At 63.2% G+C, this 15,906-nt stretch carries 12 protein-coding genes; 3 read left to right on the top strand and 9 right to left on the bottom strand.

The genetic code is table 11. The features are described 5' to 3' along the window. Positions 1 to 12: 12 nt before the first annotated feature. The 4 genes from KI242_RS05870 to KI242_RS05855 all read right to left on the bottom strand — a co-directional run bounded on the left by KI242_RS05870 (position 13) and on the right by KI242_RS05855 (position 4,165). On the bottom strand, positions 13 to 2,088 hold the full coding sequence (locus KI242_RS05870; protein WP_011059462.1) for a flotillin family protein: 2,076 nt from the start codon (positions 2,086 to 2,088) through the stop codon (positions 13 to 15). Positions 2,089 to 2,125: 37 nt separating this feature from the next. Further along, entirely contained in the window at positions 2,126 to 2,767 is a 642-nt protein-coding gene (locus KI242_RS05865) for an OB-fold-containig protein (protein ID WP_011059461.1), read from the bottom strand. Positions 2,768 to 2,833: 66 nt separating this feature from the next. Continuing rightward, complete coding sequence (locus KI242_RS05860; protein WP_015634287.1) at positions 2,834 to 3,529, bottom strand: PspA/IM30 family protein; 696 nt, start codon at positions 3,527 to 3,529, stop codon at positions 2,834 to 2,836. A gap of 15 nt (positions 3,530 to 3,544) precedes the next feature. Further along, positions 3,545 to 4,165, bottom strand: coding sequence for a YjfI family protein (locus tag KI242_RS05855; protein ID WP_011059459.1), 621 nt, complete (start codon positions 4,163 to 4,165; stop codon positions 3,545 to 3,547). Between the two features lie 320 nt (positions 4,166 to 4,485). Here KI242_RS05855 and KI242_RS05850 point away from each other — a divergent pair, with 320 nt between their 5' ends. Together KI242_RS05850 and KI242_RS05845 are read left to right on the top strand one after the other, a co-directional pair. Beyond that, positions 4,486 to 5,685, top strand: a complete 1,200-nt coding sequence (locus tag KI242_RS05850) for a CaiB/BaiF CoA-transferase family protein (protein ID WP_011059458.1) — start codon at positions 4,486 to 4,488, stop codon at positions 5,683 to 5,685. 76 nt (positions 5,686 to 5,761) lie between these two features. Next, positions 5,762 to 6,613 carry a TIGR02285 family protein gene (locus KI242_RS05845; protein ID WP_065364568.1) on the top strand — a complete coding sequence of 284 codons (852 nt, stop codon included), beginning with the start codon at positions 5,762 to 5,764 and terminating at the stop codon, positions 6,611 to 6,613. Between the two features lie 168 nt (positions 6,614 to 6,781). Here the strand turns inward: KI242_RS05845 and KI242_RS05840 are convergent, their stop codons facing one another. Continuing rightward, positions 6,782 to 7,069, bottom strand: a complete 288-nt coding sequence (locus KI242_RS05840; protein WP_011059456.1) for a DUF3509 domain-containing protein — start codon at positions 7,067 to 7,069, stop codon at positions 6,782 to 6,784. A 208-nt stretch (positions 7,070 to 7,277) separates the two neighbouring features. Between KI242_RS05840 and KI242_RS05835 the strand changes: the two genes are divergently transcribed. Next, the gene (locus KI242_RS05835; protein ID WP_011059455.1) at positions 7,278 to 7,940 is read left to right on the top strand and encodes a response regulator transcription factor; all 663 of its coding nucleotides are present in this window, start codon (positions 7,278 to 7,280) and stop codon (positions 7,938 to 7,940) included. On the opposite strand, the gene KI242_RS05830 is transcribed toward KI242_RS05835, so the two are convergent. From KI242_RS05830 to KI242_RS05815, 4 genes are all read right to left on the bottom strand, one after another. Beyond that, positions 7,937 to 9,196: an EAL domain-containing response regulator gene (locus tag KI242_RS05830; protein ID WP_011059454.1), complete on the bottom strand. Its 1,260-nt coding sequence runs from the start codon at positions 9,194 to 9,196 to the stop codon at positions 7,937 to 7,939. The genes KI242_RS05835 and KI242_RS05830 overlap by 4 nt on opposite strands. 90 nt (positions 9,197 to 9,286) lie before the next feature. After that, positions 9,287 to 12,889, bottom strand: coding sequence for a transporter substrate-binding domain-containing protein (locus tag KI242_RS05825; RefSeq protein ID WP_212805985.1), 3,603 nt, complete (start codon positions 12,887 to 12,889; stop codon positions 9,287 to 9,289). 100 nt (positions 12,890 to 12,989) lie between these two features. After that, positions 12,990 to 14,399 carry a threonine synthase gene (gene thrC, locus KI242_RS05820; protein WP_011059452.1) on the bottom strand — a complete coding sequence of 470 codons (1,410 nt, stop codon included), beginning with the start codon at positions 14,397 to 14,399 and terminating at the stop codon, positions 12,990 to 12,992. A 107-nt stretch (positions 14,400 to 14,506) separates the two neighbouring features. Beyond that, entirely contained in the window at positions 14,507 to 15,811 is a 1,305-nt protein-coding gene (locus KI242_RS05815) for a homoserine dehydrogenase (RefSeq protein ID WP_011059451.1), read from the bottom strand. Positions 15,812 to 15,906 lie beyond the last annotated feature (95 nt).

The raw sequence follows: 15,906 nt of genomic DNA, 5'->3' as shown, positions 1-15,906 counted from the left end.
TGGTCAGGCATTTCAGGCTTCGGCAGACGGAGCGTCGGCCTTGCGCGTAACGGCAGCGGCGGCCAGCTCAGCGGCTACGGCCGGAGCGCCCTTGCCATTGAGCAGGCGTGCCAGCACGTCCTGGACCACCGGGCTCTTGCCCACCACGCCCTCGATGGCCTTGCCCACCGACAGCGACTTGGCGAAGGAATTGAAGAAGTCGCCTTCGCCGCCGACGATCTCGATCTTGGCCTTGCTGAGGGCAGCCGACAGCACTTCGGCCTGGTCCTTGGCGATTTCCTTGTTGGCGGCGATGGCGGCCATCGCTTCCTCGAAGTTCTTCTCCAGTTGCATGCGGAACTCTTCGTGGGACCGCGCGCTGTCGCTGAGGGAGTCCAGGGCACCGAACTTCTTGCCCAGGCCTTCGGCCTCGGCGTTCAGGCGCTGCAGCAGCACTTCGGCTTCGGCCGAACCCAGGTCCTTGGTGGCCTTGGCCTTGGCCGCGCCCAACTGTTCTTCGCCACGGGCCTGGGCACCGAGCTTCTCTTCCATGACCTTGGCTTCAGCCAGGCCGTCCTTCTCTTTGGCAGCCGCCTGGGCTTCCATGATGCGGGCGTCGGCCAGGCCTTTTTCCTGCTCGCCACGGGCTTCGGCAATCAGCTGCTCGGTGCGTACGCGAGCCTGGGCCAGGCCTTCTTTTTCCTGGGCCGCTGCGGTGATTTCCAGCACCCGGGCATCGGCCAGGCCAGGCGCGGCGCGCTCGGCTTCCAGGCCTTCGGCCAGGCGTTTCTTGGCTTCGGCCTGCTTGGCCGCGGCTTCCAGTTCGGCCTGGGCCAGGTTGTTGATTTCCACGGCCTTGTGCTTGGAACGGGTCTCGTCGGCTTCGGCCTGCTTCACCTGGCGCACCAGGTCCTGCTCGGCTTCGGCCTGGGCCTGGATCACCACCACTTGCTTGGCGCGCTCGGCTTCGGAGACTTCGCGCACTTCCTTGATCCGCTCTTCCTCCTGGGCCACGGTCTTCTCCACCGCTACCCGCTCACGGATCACGGTGGCGATGTTCTTGCGCTGTTCTTCCAGAGCCTTTTCTTTCTCGATGCGTTGCAGTTCCACTTCACGCTCGCGGGCCACCACTTCCAGGTCCTTGGCACGGGTGACTTTCTCGACTTCGATGACCACCGCACGCTGGCGGTTCTGCTGGGCCACTTCGACTTCGCGCTGATGGTTCTCGGTGCGCACGTCGATTTCCTGCTGGGACTGAATGCGTGCCTGTTCGGCCTTCAGGCGCTCTTCTTCCTTGACCTTGGCGGTCTCGGCTTCCTCGCGGGCACGGATGGTTTCGATCTCGCGCTTCTGCCGGGCTTCGGCATCGGCCTGCTGGCGTTCGAGGGACAGCGAGGCTTCGCGGGTCTCGACGTTCTTCTTCTGGATCGCCAGTTCCTGGTTGCGCTCCAGTTCGTTGGTGATGACGTTCTGCGCCGCGGTCAGCTCGGTGATCTTGCGGATACCCTCGGCGTCGAGAATGTTGCTCGGGTCCAGGGAGTGCTTGGCGGTCTGCTCCAGGTAGTCGATGGCCACGTCTTCCAGCACATAGCCGTTGAGGTCGTTGCCGATGATCTCGATGATGCGGTCGCGGAAGTCCTGGCGGTTCTCGAACAGCTGGACGAAATCGAACTGCTTGCCCACGGTCTTCAGCGCTTCGGAGAACTTGGCGTTGAACAGTTCGTTGACCGCGGCGCGGTCGGAGGCACGGTCGACACCGATGGCCTTGGCCACCTTGAGCACGTCTTCCTGGGTTTCATTGACCCGCAGGTAGAAGGCCACGGTGATGTCGGCGCGCATGTTGTCGCGGCAGATCAGCCCGTCCTTGGCCCGACGGTCGACTTCCAGGGTGATCAGCGAGATGCGCATGAACTCCTTGAGGTGGATCACCGGGTACACCAGGGCACCGGTGAAATGCACCTTGGGGGTCGAGGACATGTCGTTGACAATCAACGCCGTGCCTTGGGGAACCTTGATATAGAAGGCCTTGAACAGGGCCAACAGGCCGAAGACCACCAGGACGACGAGGCCGATCCCGAGCAGGATGGGCAGCAGCGACGGTAAATTCATGCAATCAATCTCCTTTGATTCTTGAGGGAGCCCGGGCTCAGAGGCCGCGAAACTCGTCCTCTGTAATGACCCGATAGGCGTGTTGCGCCTCCAGATACTCCAGTAACACGACGCGATCGCCGCGTTTGAAAGCTCGTGCCTCATCGGCACGCACACGCAGGATCAGGCCCGCGCCGCCGTCCTCGAGCACGGCTTCGCCATGTTCCAGGGTGACTCTGCCGCTGCGTACCACAGCCGTCTGCCCCAGCACCGACTTGCTGCTGGTGGCCTCCATCTTGAGAAACAGCGGGCGCAGCGGACGACAGATCGTCGCGCTGATGGGCGCTGCCAGGAACAGTGCGAGCACCGCCAGCAACAGGCCCAGGGGATAGCGCAGCCAACCCAGGGGCAGGTGGCTGAGCACGTAGAGTTCGGCGAAATAGGTCAGGAACCAGCTGAAGAACATCAGCAGGGTCAGCACCAGGGTGACCGGCACCCCGTTGAGTTTGAACTTGATCAGCAGCCCGGCCAGGCCTTCGCCGGCGTGGGCACTGTCGAGCAGCGAGTCGGCCTCGAAGTCCAGCAGGTCGACTTCAAGCATGCCCATGGCCACCACGGCCCAGTAGATCACGGCCAGGCAGAGCATGAAGCTGAACAGCACTGTGGGGAACGACAACACTGTCTGCAGGAAGATTTCCATTGCTTTCCTATCCCTGAAAAAGCCGGGCAAGGCCAGGCGGCCCCGCCCCTACAACACAACGGTGAATCAGGACTTGCTACGGTCCTTGAGGCGCGCCAGCACGCTGTCGGCGCTGGTGCTGCCGGCAACGATCCCGGCTTCACGCAACTTGGCATCCAGGGCATCGTCCGGGCTGCTGGTACTGGCCAGCTCGGCCGCGGCGTCCATCTTTGCCGCGCGCTCGGCCTGCTTCTGCTTGATCCGCTCCAGGGACTCCACGGCGGTGTGCAGCTTGCTCTGGGAGCCGCCGTAGCGCTGGGCCACGGCCTGCTGGGCCTTCTGCACGCTTTCGGTGGCCTTGACGGTATCCACCTGTTGTTTCAAATGCTTGATATTGCCCTCGGCCTGGGTCACGGCCTTGCGCAACTGCGCGACGCTGGCGGCAAAACCATCGGCCTGCTCACGCTCCACGGCCAGGTCATTTTCCAGGTTGGCGATCTTTTGCGCCACTTCCTGGGCAAGGGCTTCGTTGCCCGCTTCCAGGGCCTTGAGGGCGTAGCTTTCATACTCGGCGATCTTGGCCGCGCTGCCGTTGGCGCGCTCGGCGGCGAGTTTCTGCCGGGCCATGATCTCGGCCAGGGCTTCCTTGGACTTGCGCAGTTCCTGATCGGCGTCGCGGATCTCCTGATCGAGAATCCTCAGTGCCTGGCTGTCCACCAGGGCCTCGCCCGCCTCATTGGCACCACCGCGCAGCGCGGTGAGCAGCTTGCTCCATACGTTCATGTGCATTCCTCCAGGTCAGGCCTGAGCCTTCAGGTAGCCTTCGTAGGCCTCGGTTGCCCTGATCACGTTGCTGGCCAGGGTTTCGATCTCGTAGAGCACGTTGGAGAGAATCGAGGTTGCGCTCAGGGCGCCGTACATCATGTAGTGGCGCTCACCGCCAAAGCGGGTTTCCAGGCCGATGCTCGACAGCGGGAACAACTGGCGGCTGAGCAACACTTCCTCGTTGAACGCGGCCACATCGGTCACTTCGCTTTGCGGCCACAGCAGCGCCTCCACCAGGATCTGCTCGCCGGACAGTGCCACGAACAACGGCAGGTCGCCGTATTCGCGCATGGTCACGTGCAAGCTCGGCTCTGCACCCTCCAGCAGTTCAACGCTGGCTTCGCCACTGCTGAACAACTCGGTGGCTACCAGGGCCTGGCACAGCGATCGGGCATTCCAGATCTGCGGCATGCTCATTTCTCCATCCTTTTCCACAGGAGCCAGCCCTTCTGAGGGCTGACGCAGTTTGCGTTCAACCGCCAGCAACGCCTGGGCGTTCTCCGGCAGTATCCAGACTTCCTTTTTCACCAGGCCCTGATCACGCAGGCGCTGGCGGAATAAACGTTGGTAATGGGCTGAGGATTTGTTTTCCATGGCGCAGAGACTAGAACATCACATGTAAGGTTTTCAATTCATCACATGTAAAATTTACAGGCGACATTTGTAACAAGAAATATCAGGAGGATCGCTCGGCAAACAGCCGCAAGGCATCCATCGCTGCATAGACCCTTTTACAGCTTTCGCAACCGCTCTTTTTTCAAGCGGCGTCATTAAACCCTGCCGCCCAATGGAATGAGAAGCACAATAATCCTTGGCCCGAGCGGGAAATAATCGGCAAAGGCAGGCGTCAGGCGCTGCCTTAATGGCGACCAATGGTCTAGGCTAGGCGGATTTTCCTGCCCAGCGGATGCCCCATGACCAGCCTCAGCAAGCCCCTCGCCGGATTGAAAGTGATAGAACTCGGCACCCTGATCGCCGGCCCTTTCGCCTCGCGCATCTGCGCCGAGTTCGGTGCCGAGGTGATCAAGGTCGAGTCACCCGATGGCGGCGATCCGCTGCGCAAGTGGCGCAAGCTGTATGAAGGCACCTCGCTGTGGTGGTTCGTCCAGGCACGCAACAAGAAGTCCCTGACCCTGAACCTCAAGCACCCGGAAGGCCTGGCGGTGCTCAAGCAACTGCTGGGCGAAGCGGACATCCTGATCGAGAACTTTCGCCCCGGCGTGCTGGAAAAACTCGGCCTGGGCTGGGACGTGCTGCACGCCCTCAACCCCAAACTGGTGATGGTGCGGCTATCGGGCTTTGGCCAGACCGGGCCGATGAAGGACCAACCGGGCTTCGGCGCGGTGGGCGAATCCATGGGCGGCCTGCGCTACATCACCGGTTTCGAGGACCGCCCACCGGTGCGCACCGGAATTTCCATCGGCGACTCCATCGCTGCCCTGTGGGGGGTGATCGGCGCGCTGATGGCGCTGCGTCACCGCGAGGTCAACGGCGGCCAGGGGCAGGTGGTGGACGTGGCGCTGTACGAGGCGATCTTCGCCATGATGGAAAGCATGGTTCCGGAGTTCGATGTATTCGGCTTCATCCGCGAACGCAGTGGCAACATCATGCCCGGCATCACCCCTTCGTCGATCCACACCAGTGCCGACGGCAAGCACGTGCAGATCGGCGCCAACGGCGATGCGATCTTCAAGCGCTTCATGCTCCTGATCGGCCGTGAGGACCTGGCCAATGACCCGGCCCTGGCCAGCAACGACGGGCGCGACACCCGCCGCGACGAACTCTATGGGGTGATCGATCGCTGGGTGGCGTCCCTGCCCCTGGAGCAGGTGCTGGAGCAGTTGAACCAGGCCGAAGTCCCGGCGAGCCGGATCTTCAGCGCCGAGGACATGTTCCACGACCCGCAATTCCTCGCCCGGGAAATGTTCCTCCAGGCCAGGCTGCCGGACGGCAAGGCCTTCAAGATGCCCGGCATCGTGCCAAAGCTCTCGCAGACTCCGGGCTCGGCCGACTGGGTCGGCCCCGAGCTCGGCGAACACTCCAGCGAAGTTCTGGCCGGCCTGGGCTACAGCAGCGAGCAGATCCAGGACCTGCGCAACTCTGGGGCAATCTAAGCTGAAACAGCCGTCTCACACTGCCCCCCCGCAACGGGCCCAGCGACGCCCGAGGCCAGGCCTTGGCCGGTTGACGATGGCGCTCGCGACCTGCCTGCTGTGGCTGCCCTGCGCCCCCGGCCACGCCGGCGAAATGCTCACCTGGCTGCTGCGCGACCTGCCGCCGCTGAATATTTTCGAGGGCCAGCAAAAAGATCGAGGAGTGGTCGACCTGCTGATGCCGCAATTGATTGCCAGCCTGCCGGAGTACCAGCACGAACTGGTACGGGTCAATCGCGCCCGGGGCATGCAGATGTTGCGCGACCCCAGCTTCACCTGTGATCCGGCGCTGATCTGGAACAAGGAGCGTGCGCAATGGGTGGCCTTTTCCATCACCAGCTTTCGAGTGCTGAGCAATGGCCTGGCGATCCGCCGTGCCGACCGTGAACAGATCGCGCACTTCATCCATGACGGCAAGGTCGACCTGCATGGCCTGCTCGACAGCGGCAAGGAACTGATCGGGGTGGTGGCCGAGCGCAGCTACGGGCAACAGCTCGACAACCTGCTGCAGCAGGTTGCTCCGCAGCAGATCCGCGCCCACTACGGCAACGACGCCCTGGGCAGCCTGCTGCAGATGCAGCGCCTGGGGCGCCTGCAACTGCTGTTGGGCTACTGGCCGGAAATCCGCTACCAGGCCGTGCAGCAGGGCATGGACCCGCAGGATCTGGAGTTCTACCCGGTCGAAGGCACCAGCAAGTATCAGGAAATCCACGTCGGCTGCTCCGATACCCCGCAGGGCCGCAAAGCCATCACCCGGATCAACCAGGCCCTGCTCAAGCTGCGCGAGGAGCGACTGGTGGAGTTGTATGCCGCCTGGCTGGACCCCGGAATGCGCGATGAATACCGCGCCGATGCCCGGGCCTACTTCCAGGACTTGAAGGACCACTGACAAACGCCGGGCAAAAAGAAACCCCGAGAAGTGGGGAGACGACTCGGGGTTAAACGTGGTCTTTGCAGACCCGTACCAGCAGGCCACAAGCACCGGAGCACAATGCCTGATCCTGCTGATACTGAGTCTGACTGACGGGCCTGGCGGAAGGTTCCGTAAAATTTCAGATCAATTGCGCCGGGCGAACGCCTTGTCTTCGGCGGCATGGCGCAGGGCGGCGATCACGCAGGGTTCGAGCCGGCCTTCGGCGATCAGCACATCACGGTGCAGGCCGTCCACCACATCAGTGAGCAGGCGCTTGTCGGTGAGCTGGGCCCGATTGACCTCACGCTCCACCACGATGGCGCCGGCAGCATTCTTCAAGGTCACCAGGCATTCGCCCCGAGCCCCGCAAGGCGTCAGAGCAACCTGGTAAGGGCTCAGGGCCTCACTCAATAAAAGACTGATACTTTCCATCTAGATCACCACTCAATAGCTCGAATTAAAGGTTCGAAAACAAAAATGCCGGTAGCTTTCTGACATTCAAGTGACCATCGCTCAGAGAAGAAAGTTCGCCACACCTACTGCTGCCGACCTGAGTCAATCGAGCATGCACGGGTAATATGACAGCTGAAAAACGGCCGACCAGGCGCAAACAACGCCGCCTTTGCATTGGAGCTCAGCTTTGAAAGCAACGACGAACAACAAATTGCGCATCATCCTTGCCGACGACCACCCGATCTTCCTCATTGGCCTGCGCGCCGTCCTGGAACAGGACGACAGCCTGGCCATCGTCGGCGAGGCCAGCTCGCCCTCCGCCCTGGCGCAACTGATGCAGGAGATCGAATGCGATGTGCTGGTGACGGATTTCATGATGCCAGCCGAACAGCAGAACGACGGCCTGCGCCTGATCGAACAGCTGCGCCGCCGCCACCCCGACCTGCCCATCGTGGTGGTGACCATGCTCAACCACCCCGGGCTGTTCCGCTCGATCCTCGATCTGGGAGTAACGGGCCTGCTGAGCAAGGCCAGCCTGGCGGACGAGCTGCCGACTGCCATCGCCCGGGCGCGGCAACACAAGCCCTACATCGCCCAGGCCATCAAGCAGGCCCTGAGCCTGGCCGGCGAAGTGGGGCCGGACCGCCTGGTTTCCAGCGATCAGTTGTCGCCGCGGGAGCTGGAAGTGATCCGCCTATTGGCCGCTGGCCATGCGGTCGGGGAAATTGCCGCGCAACTCAACCGCAGCAAGCAGACCGTCAGTGCGCAGAAGGTCAGTGCCATGCGCAAGCTCGGCCTGTCCAGCGAAGCCGCGCTGTACATCTACGTGCAGGAGCACGGGCTGTCCTAGGCACACAGGCCCTCAGCGCCAGCCCCCTCAGCACCCCGGTCCAGCGCCTGCGCCAGCCACTGGCGCATCTGGGCAGCGCTCATCGGCCCGGCCAGGAAGCAGCCCTGCAGATGGGCTGCCCCCAGGGCCTTGGCCGCCTTATAGTCGGCCTCGCTCTCGATCCCGGCCACCACCACTCCCAGGGACATGCGCCGGGCCATGTTCATCGCCCCACCGACCAGGGCCACCTTGCGCTCGTCGGCCGCCATGCCCGCCACGAACACCGGGGGAATCTTCAACTCGGTAAAGGGCAGTTCCAACAGGCGCTGCAGGCTGGTGCCGCCGATGCCGAAGTCGCCGATGGACAATTTGCAGCCGATCATCCGCAGGCGCAGCAGCGCCTCCACATGGGCGGTATCGGTCTGTAGCCGGGTGGTGTCGATGATTTCCAGGGTCAGCAGCCGGGCTGGCACTTCGAAACGCCTGAGCAAGGCCTCCAACTGACGGGGAAACAGCGGCCGTTCAAGGATGCCGATGGGAATGTTCACTGCCACCGGCAACGAATGGCCCATCACCAGCTTCACCCCGGCCGCCAGCTCCAGGGCCTGTTCCAGCATGTGCCAGGTAAAGATCTCCTGCAGGCCGGCGAACTCGATCAATGGCAGAAACTCCCCGGGCATCAGCAGCCCGCGCTCGGGGTGCTGCCAGCGGGCCAGGGCCTCGACCCCCTGGAGCTCGCCGTGGGGCTGGATGACCGGCTGGAAATGCGCCACGCCGTGGCCCAGGATCGCCGCCAGCCCTTCCTCCTGGGTGACGCTGTCGAGGGAAAACGGCTCCAGCCCGAGCAAGTCCCGCAGCAACGCCTGGTCCGGCGCCGGCGCCCCCTGCCTGGAGTGCTGCTGGTAGGCCGTGAGCAAGTCGCCGATCACCGTCACCGAGGCCGGCTTGGGCAGGCAGCCCAGCACTTTCAGGCCCAGCTCCCGGGCCATGCCGGCCGCCCCCTCCAGCACATCCTCTTCAGCATCGCTGAGGATGATCAGCGCCCGGGCCCGCTCCTGGCGGGCCAGGTCACGGATCAACTCCAGCCCGTCGGCCTGCTCCAGGTACAGGTCGCAGATGGCGATATCCACCGGCCCCTTGCTGTCCAGCGAACGCCGCGCGGCCTCGACACTCTCGGCGGTCAGCACATTGAACACGCCATTGGCGTTGAGCATCTGGTGCAGGGCCATCAATTGGAACGAGTTATCTTCGAGAATCAGCACTTTAAGCGAATGCATGGGGCAACCTCCGGTACGACGTGCGTGGCAAGTATCCACAACGAGCAGGCAGGTTAATCAGACAATTCCTACACACACATAGGACAAGTCTTAATCATCCAGGACAGCCTGGATATCACTGCGCAAGCTGGCGATGACCTCCAGCAACAATGGCCAATGACGATCGATGGCCTCGTCCTGCCGCCCCTTGACCAGCCCCTCGAGCTCGATACAGGCCCTGGCCAGGGGCAGGGCATCGATCAGGCAGCACACGCCCTTGAGCCGATGCAGGGTACCCCCTAGGCGTTCCCGGTCGCGGGCCTGGTGCGCCGCTTCCAGCGCCTGCTGCTCCTCGGCGAGGTTGCGCAACAACTCGTGCAGCATGCGTTGCAGCACCTGGTCGTCGGCCTGGGTCATGCTGCGCAAGGTCTGGATGTTGAAGGATGGCGGCGGCAGGAAGCGCGCCAGGGCCTGGGCCAACTGATCCAGGGTTACCGGCTTGACCAGCAGTTGATCCATTCCGGCCTCCTCGCAGCGCTCGCGTTCATCTTCAAAGGCATTGGCGGTGCAGCCGATCACCGGACAACGCCCGCGCCCTTCCTGTGCCTCGGCCTGGCGTATCGCCTCGGCCAGGGCGTAGCCGCTCATGTCCGGCATGTTGCAGTCAGTCATCACCGCGTCGAAGGTGCCGCCACGCCATTGCAGCAACGCCTCCCGGGCATTGTCACAAGCCACCACCCGGTGCCCGAGGAACATCAGTTGCTGGCACAGGACCATGCGGTTGGCGCTCAAGTCATCCACCACCAGCACCTCCATGCTCCGGCTCGGCGGACGTTCCTGCGTCGACGCCGGCCCAGACTCGAAATCGTCACTGACCCGCTCCAGGTACAACTCCAGCGACACCACGGTACCGACCCCGGGCTCGCTGAGCAGGTGAATCCGCCCGCCCATCAGTTCCACCAGTTGCCGGCAGATACTCAACCCCAGCCCGGTGCCGCCGTAGGCTGACGAGGTCATGGCATCGGCCTGGACAAAAGGCGTGAACAGCTTGGCCTGCTGCTCGGCGCTGATACCGCGGCCGGTGTCCGCAACGCTGATGCGCAGGCACTCAAGGCCGGACTCGTCAGGCTGGCACTCTACCGTCATCCGCACCTCGCCCTGGGCGGTGAATTTCAGCGCGTTGCTCAACAGGTTGTGCACTACCTGGCGAAGGCGCGCCGGGTCGAACAGATAACGGCCCTTGGCCCGCTCACTGAACACCAGCTGCAACTGCACGCCCTGGTTGCGCGCCGTGACCTCGAACAACTGCCGGATACTCTCGAAAAACGGCTTGAGGGCGGTGACCTGGGGCACCAGGTGCATATACCCGGCCTCGATCTTGGCCAGGTCCAGGCTATCGCCCATCAGGCCGATCAATTCCTGGGCAGACTGGTAAGCCACCCGCAGGGCTTCGGAAAAGGGCACGCCGCGCAGCCGCGCCTGCTCTTTCTCCAGTTCCAGCAGGCCAAGGATGGCGGTCATCGGTGTGCGGATCTCGTGGCTCATGGTGGACAGGAAAGCCGTCTTCGCCGCGTTGGCCTGATCGGCCGCCTGGCGCGCCTCCACCAGTTGGTTCTCCAGGCGCTTGCGCTCGGTGATGTCGATCCAGCCGCCCAGCAAGCCCTGCAACTGCCCTTCTGCACTGTAGAAGGGCACCGCCCACTGATAGACATCGATAGGGCCATCCCTGGACTCCACCTGTCGGTCGGCGAACACCGACTCACCGGAGGCCAGCAACTGCATGAACTCACCATGCAACTGCTGGGCGGTGGCCGGCGGCAGGATGTCCAGTTCGGTCAGTTGCCGCCCCTGGATCTGCGCCAGGCTGGTGCCCAATTGCTGTTCATAACTCTTGTTGCAGGTCATCAAACGCCCCTGCAGGTCGCGCACGAAAATCGGGTTGGGAATACCGTCGAGCAAGGCCCGCTTGAACACCAGTTGATCATTGAGCCGCTGTTCAGCCAGCAATCGCTGCTGGATCTGGCGCTTGAGGCGACTGTTCCAGGCCAGGGAAATCAGGCCGAACAGCAGCGCTGTGGCAATCGCCCAATACACCCAGTTCGGCACGCGCTGCCAGGCAGGCACCGGCACTGGCGTAGCCCCCAGCCATTTCAGGCGCAGAGCGCTGAGCTCCGCTACCGGCAAGGCTTCCAGTGCCTTGTTGAGAATGCTCAGCAGCTCGGGCTGGTCCTTGCGCACGGAAAACTCGTCGGCCGACCAGGTGCCCTCGACACTGCGCCCTACCATCACCCCGGTCTCGGCCGGCCCCAGGGCTTGCACCTCGCTCTGGATAGTCGCCATGGCCTCGCCATTGCTGACCAGGGCCCGGGCCTCTTCATAGCTGGCAACGCTGCGCAGGCGAATGTCCGGGTAGTTGCGCCGGATAAAGCTCTCCAGGGTGTGCCGGGCCGGAAGCACCAGCACCTCCCCCGCCATCTGCTTCAGGCTGCTCAGGCGCCGGTCCTCGGGACGCACCACGAACACCCAGGCCGCGCCGCCGAAGGCATGGGAGAAGTTCAGGAACAACCGCCGGTCATCGCTGGCCGTGAGGGTGGTGTTCATCTGCGCCTCCCCGCTTTCCAGCAGTTCCAGAGTCTGGGCAGTAGTCTGGCTTTCCTTCTGCACGAAATGCAGCCCGGTCATGCGCGAGATACGGTTGAGCAGGTCGATATTGAGGCCGGTCCACTGGCCTTCCTTGTCCTTGAACACATGGGGCGGGTATTGCTGGGAGGCCACCACCACATGCTGGTGCTGGAGGATCCAGGCCTGTTCCTGGGCGCTGAGCTCGATCGGCTCGGCGAAGTTGCTCGCCCCAAGGCCAGTGGTCCAGCGTGCCTGGATTTCCCGGCGTATGGATTCATCGATGCTTTGCAGGGCCTTTTCCAGCAACTGCGCCAGCAGCACATTGCTGTCGCGGGTGGCGAAGGCAAAGCCGGTGGGCGGCAGGCGGCTTTCCACGTGGATCTGCAACCCCAGGTAGGGACGCAGGGCCTTGTAGGCGCGAACGATCACCTCGTTGCCGATGAAGGCGTCGGCATCCCCCTGCTTCACCGCTTCCAGGCCGCTGTAGAGGTTCGGTGAAAGCATGATCTGGCTGTCGGGATAGGCCGCATGGACCTGGGCGGCATTGGCGTAGCCGTCCAGCAGCACCACCTTCTTGCCCGCCAGGTCGTCACTGGGCTGCGGCTCGTCCCGACGCACCACGACCACCGCCAGGTCCGGCATGTAGTCACTGGTAAAACGCAGCCCCGGCGCCCCGCGCTCATAGCCGTTGGCACTGGTCAGCACATCGATGGCGCCGTTGCGCAGCGCTTCCACCGCCTGCTCGCGCTCGGAAAAGCCCAGGACCTCCATGGACGTCCCCAGGCGCTCGCCCACCAGGCTCAGGTAATCGGCGCTGATGCCCTGGTAACGGTTACGGTCGCGAGTGATGTCGATGGGCTGGTAGTCATCGATGGAAATCCCCACCCTTAGGGTCCGGTGGCTTTTCAGCCATCGCTGCTCGGCGGGAGCCAGGGGCAAGGGGTCGAGATCGACAAAGGCCGGCACCAACTTGAAAGACAGGTTCTGAGCGGCGTAGGCAGGTGCCGCCCAAGCGAATATTGCACAGACCAGCACAGGCCCGCACAGCCAGCGCTGGACGGGCAGTTTCCGATAGGTTCGACGGCGAATCATCCGGGCCTCCCGACGTCTTGCGAGCCACACTCATGCCACTGGGGCAAGAAAAAACAAAGCCCGTCAGAAGACGGGCTTGTTAGTCGGCGAAGCCAATGAATCAGAGCGGCTTGCCACGATTGCCGTGCTGGCTGACAAAAGCCTGCACCGCTTTCAGGTCGTTGGCCAGGACCGTGCAGCGCTCTTCACGCTGGAACAGGTCGGACAGGTGCGCCGGCAGCTCCAGAGCCTTGCCGACACCGGCCTTTTCCACCGCATCCGGGAACTTGACCGGGTGCGCGGTGCCCAGGACCACCATGGGTGTATCCAGGCTGCGCCGGCATTCACGGGCAGCCTTGACCCCGATCGCGGTGTGCGGGTCCAGCACTTCGCCGGTCTGGGCGAAGACTTCGGCGATGGTTTCGCAGGTCTGCTCGTCGTTCACCGCCAGGGAGTCGAACAGCTTGCGCGCTTCGGTCCAGCGATCCTGTTCGACGCTGAAACCGCCGCCCTGCTTGAAGCTGTCCATCAAGGCCGCCAGGGCCGCGCCGTTGCGACCGTGCAGGTCGAACAGCAGACGCTCGAAGTTCGACGAGACCATGATGTCCATGGACGGCGACAGGGTCGCGTGCAGGGTTTCCTTGACGTACTGATTGCCGCTCATGAAGCGGTGCAGGATGTCGTTGCGGTTGGTGGCGACGATCAGTTGGCTGATCGGCAGGCCCATGTTGCGCGCCAGGTAACCGGCGAAGATGTCGCCGAAGTTGCCGGTGGGCACCGAGAACGCGATGGAACGTGCCGGGCCGCCCAACTGCAGGGCCGCGTGGAAGTAGTAGACGATCTGGGCCATGATCCGCGCCCAGTTGATCGAGTTCACCGCCACCAGGCGAGTGCCCTTGAGGAAGCCCTGGTCGGCGAAGCTGGCCTTGACCATTTCCTGGCAGTCGTCGAAGTTGCCTTCGATGGCGATGTTGTGGATGTTCTCGCCGAGGATGGTGGTCATCTGCCGGCGCTGCACTTCCGATACACGGTTGTGCGGATGCAGGATGAAGATGTCGACGTTGTCGCAACGCTTGCAGCCTTCGATGGCCGCCGAGCCGGTGTCACCGGAGGTGGCACCGATGATCACCACGCGCTCGCCGCGCTTCTCCAGCACGTAGTCCAGCAGGCGACCCAGCAGCTGCAGGGCGAAGTCCTTGAATGCCAGGGTCGGGCCATGGAACAGCTCCAGCACCCACTCGTTGCCGTTGAGCTGGCGCAGCGGCGCAATGGCGTTGTGGGAGAAGGCGCCGTAGGTTTCTTCAAGGATCTTCTTGAAATCGGCGTCCGGAATGCTGCCGGTGACGAACGGGCGCATGACCCGGAACGCCAGCTCGTGATACGGCAGGCCAGCCCAGGAAGCGATTTCTTCCTGAGTGAAACGCGGCAGGTTCTCTGGCACATAGAGACCGCCGTCACTGGCCAGACCTGCCAGCAGCACATCTTCGAAATTCAGGGCCGGTGCCTGGCCACGAGTACTGATATAGCGCATGGGGACAAACCTTCGGTTTGAGCCTCAAGCCGCAAGCTTCAAGCCTCAAGTCAAAGCCGATCAGCTTCTGACTTGGCGCTTGCCGCTTGCCACTTGCGGCTGCTTCATTAATTCAAATGTTCGACGCGGATACGCACCACCGGGCCAACGACGCCCTGCAGGGCCTCCAGGGCGGTGATCGCATCGTTGATGTGCTGCTCCAGAACACGGTGGGTCAGCAGGATCATCGGCACCAGGCCGTCCTGCTCTTCCACTTCCTTCTGCATGATCGATTCGATGTTGATGCCGCGCTCCGAGAGGATGCTCGCCACCTGGGCCAGTACGCCCGGGTGATCCTTGGCCTGGATGCGCAGGTAGTAGGCGCTCTCGCAGGACTCGATCGGCAGGATCGGATGATCCGACAGCGAGTCAGGCTGGAACGCCAGGTGCGGCACGCGGTTTTCCGGATCACTGGTCATGGCGCGAACCACGTCCACCAGGTCGGCCACCACCGAGGAAGCGGTCGGCTCCATGCCCGCGCCGGCGCCGTAGAACAGGGTCGAACCGGCAGCATCGCCATTGACCATGACCGCGTTCATCACACCGTTGACGTTGGCGATCAGGCGATCGGCCGGAATCAGGGTCGGGTGCACCCGCAGCTCGATACCGGCCTCGGTGCGGCGCGCCACACCCAGGTGCTTGATGCGGTAGCCCAGGGCCTCGGCGTAGTTCACGTCGGCGGTGGTGAGCTTGGTGATGCCTTCGGTGTAGGCCTTGTCGAACTGCAGCGGGATACCAAAGGCGATGGAGGCCAGGATGGTCAGCTTGTGCGCGGCATCGATGCCTTCGACGTCGAAGGTCGGATCGGCTTCGGCGTAGCCCAGGGCCTGCGCTTCGGCCAGCACGTCTTCAAAGGTGCGGCCCTTCTCGCGCATTTCCGAGAGGATGAAGTTGCCAGTGCCGTTGATGATCCCCGCCAGCCAGTTGATACGGTTGGCCGAGAGGCCTTCGCGGATCGCCTTGATCACCGGGATGCCACCGGCAACGGCGGCTTCGAAGGCCACGATCACGCCCTTCTCCTGGGCCTTGGCGAAGATTTCGTTGCCGTGCACGGCGATCAGCGCCTTGTTCGCGGTGACCACGTGCTTGCCGTTCTCGATGGCCTTGAGCACCAGGTCACGGGCCACGGTGTAGCCGCCCACCAGCTCGATGACGATATCGATTTCAGGGTTGGTGGCCACGGCGAAGACATCGTTGGTAATCGCAATACCGGTCGTTTGGAACTGCGGCTTTGGCGTACGGGTAGCAATCTGCGCTACTTCGATTCCACGCCCGGCACGGCGGGCAATCTCCTCGGCGTTGCGCTGAAGTACGTTTAGGGTACCGCCACCGACAGTACCCAGCCCACAGATGCCTACTTTGACCGGATTCACTCTGAACTCCCCATAAAACGGCCGACTCTAGGCCGGCCGTGGAATACAGCCGCAAACTGCGCGGCTCTCTATTAATGGCCCGCCGGCTTGGCCGG

The sequence above is a fragment of the Pseudomonas sp. Eqa60 genome (assembly GCF_018326405.1).
GTDB lineage: Bacteria > Pseudomonadota > Gammaproteobacteria > Pseudomonadales > Pseudomonadaceae > Aquipseudomonas > Aquipseudomonas protegens.
This window is presented reverse-complemented; position numbering and strand designations above follow the sequence as displayed.

What these genes read in the sequence shown, in the direction of transcription:
- KI242_RS05870 (WP_011059462.1), bottom strand. Translation starts at nt 2,088, where the DNA reads ATGAATTTACCGTCGCTGCTGCCCATCCTGCTCGGGATCGGCCTCGTC.
- KI242_RS05865 (WP_011059461.1), bottom strand. Translation starts at nt 2,767, where the DNA reads ATGGAAATCTTCCTGCAGACAGTGTTGTCGTTCCCCACAGTGCTGTTC.
- KI242_RS05860 (WP_015634287.1), bottom strand. Translation starts at nt 3,529, where the DNA reads ATGAACGTATGGAGCAAGCTGCTCACCGCGCTGCGCGGTGGTGCCAAT.
- KI242_RS05855 (WP_011059459.1), bottom strand. Translation starts at nt 4,165, where the DNA reads ATGGAAAACAAATCCTCAGCCCATTACCAACGTTTATTCCGCCAGCGC.
- KI242_RS05850 (WP_011059458.1), top strand. Translation starts at nt 4,486, where the DNA reads ATGACCAGCCTCAGCAAGCCCCTCGCCGGATTGAAAGTGATAGAACTC.
- KI242_RS05845 (WP_065364568.1), top strand. Translation starts at nt 5,762, where the DNA reads ATGGCGCTCGCGACCTGCCTGCTGTGGCTGCCCTGCGCCCCCGGCCAC.
- KI242_RS05840 (WP_011059456.1), bottom strand. Translation starts at nt 7,069, where the DNA reads ATGGAAAGTATCAGTCTTTTATTGAGTGAGGCCCTGAGCCCTTACCAG.
- KI242_RS05830 (WP_011059454.1), bottom strand. Translation starts at nt 9,196, where the DNA reads ATGCATTCGCTTAAAGTGCTGATTCTCGAAGATAACTCGTTCCAATTG.
- KI242_RS05825 (WP_212805985.1), bottom strand. Translation starts at nt 12,889, where the DNA reads ATGATTCGCCGTCGAACCTATCGGAAACTGCCCGTCCAGCGCTGGCTG.
- thrC (WP_011059452.1), bottom strand. Translation starts at nt 14,399, where the DNA reads ATGCGCTATATCAGTACTCGTGGCCAGGCACCGGCCCTGAATTTCGAA.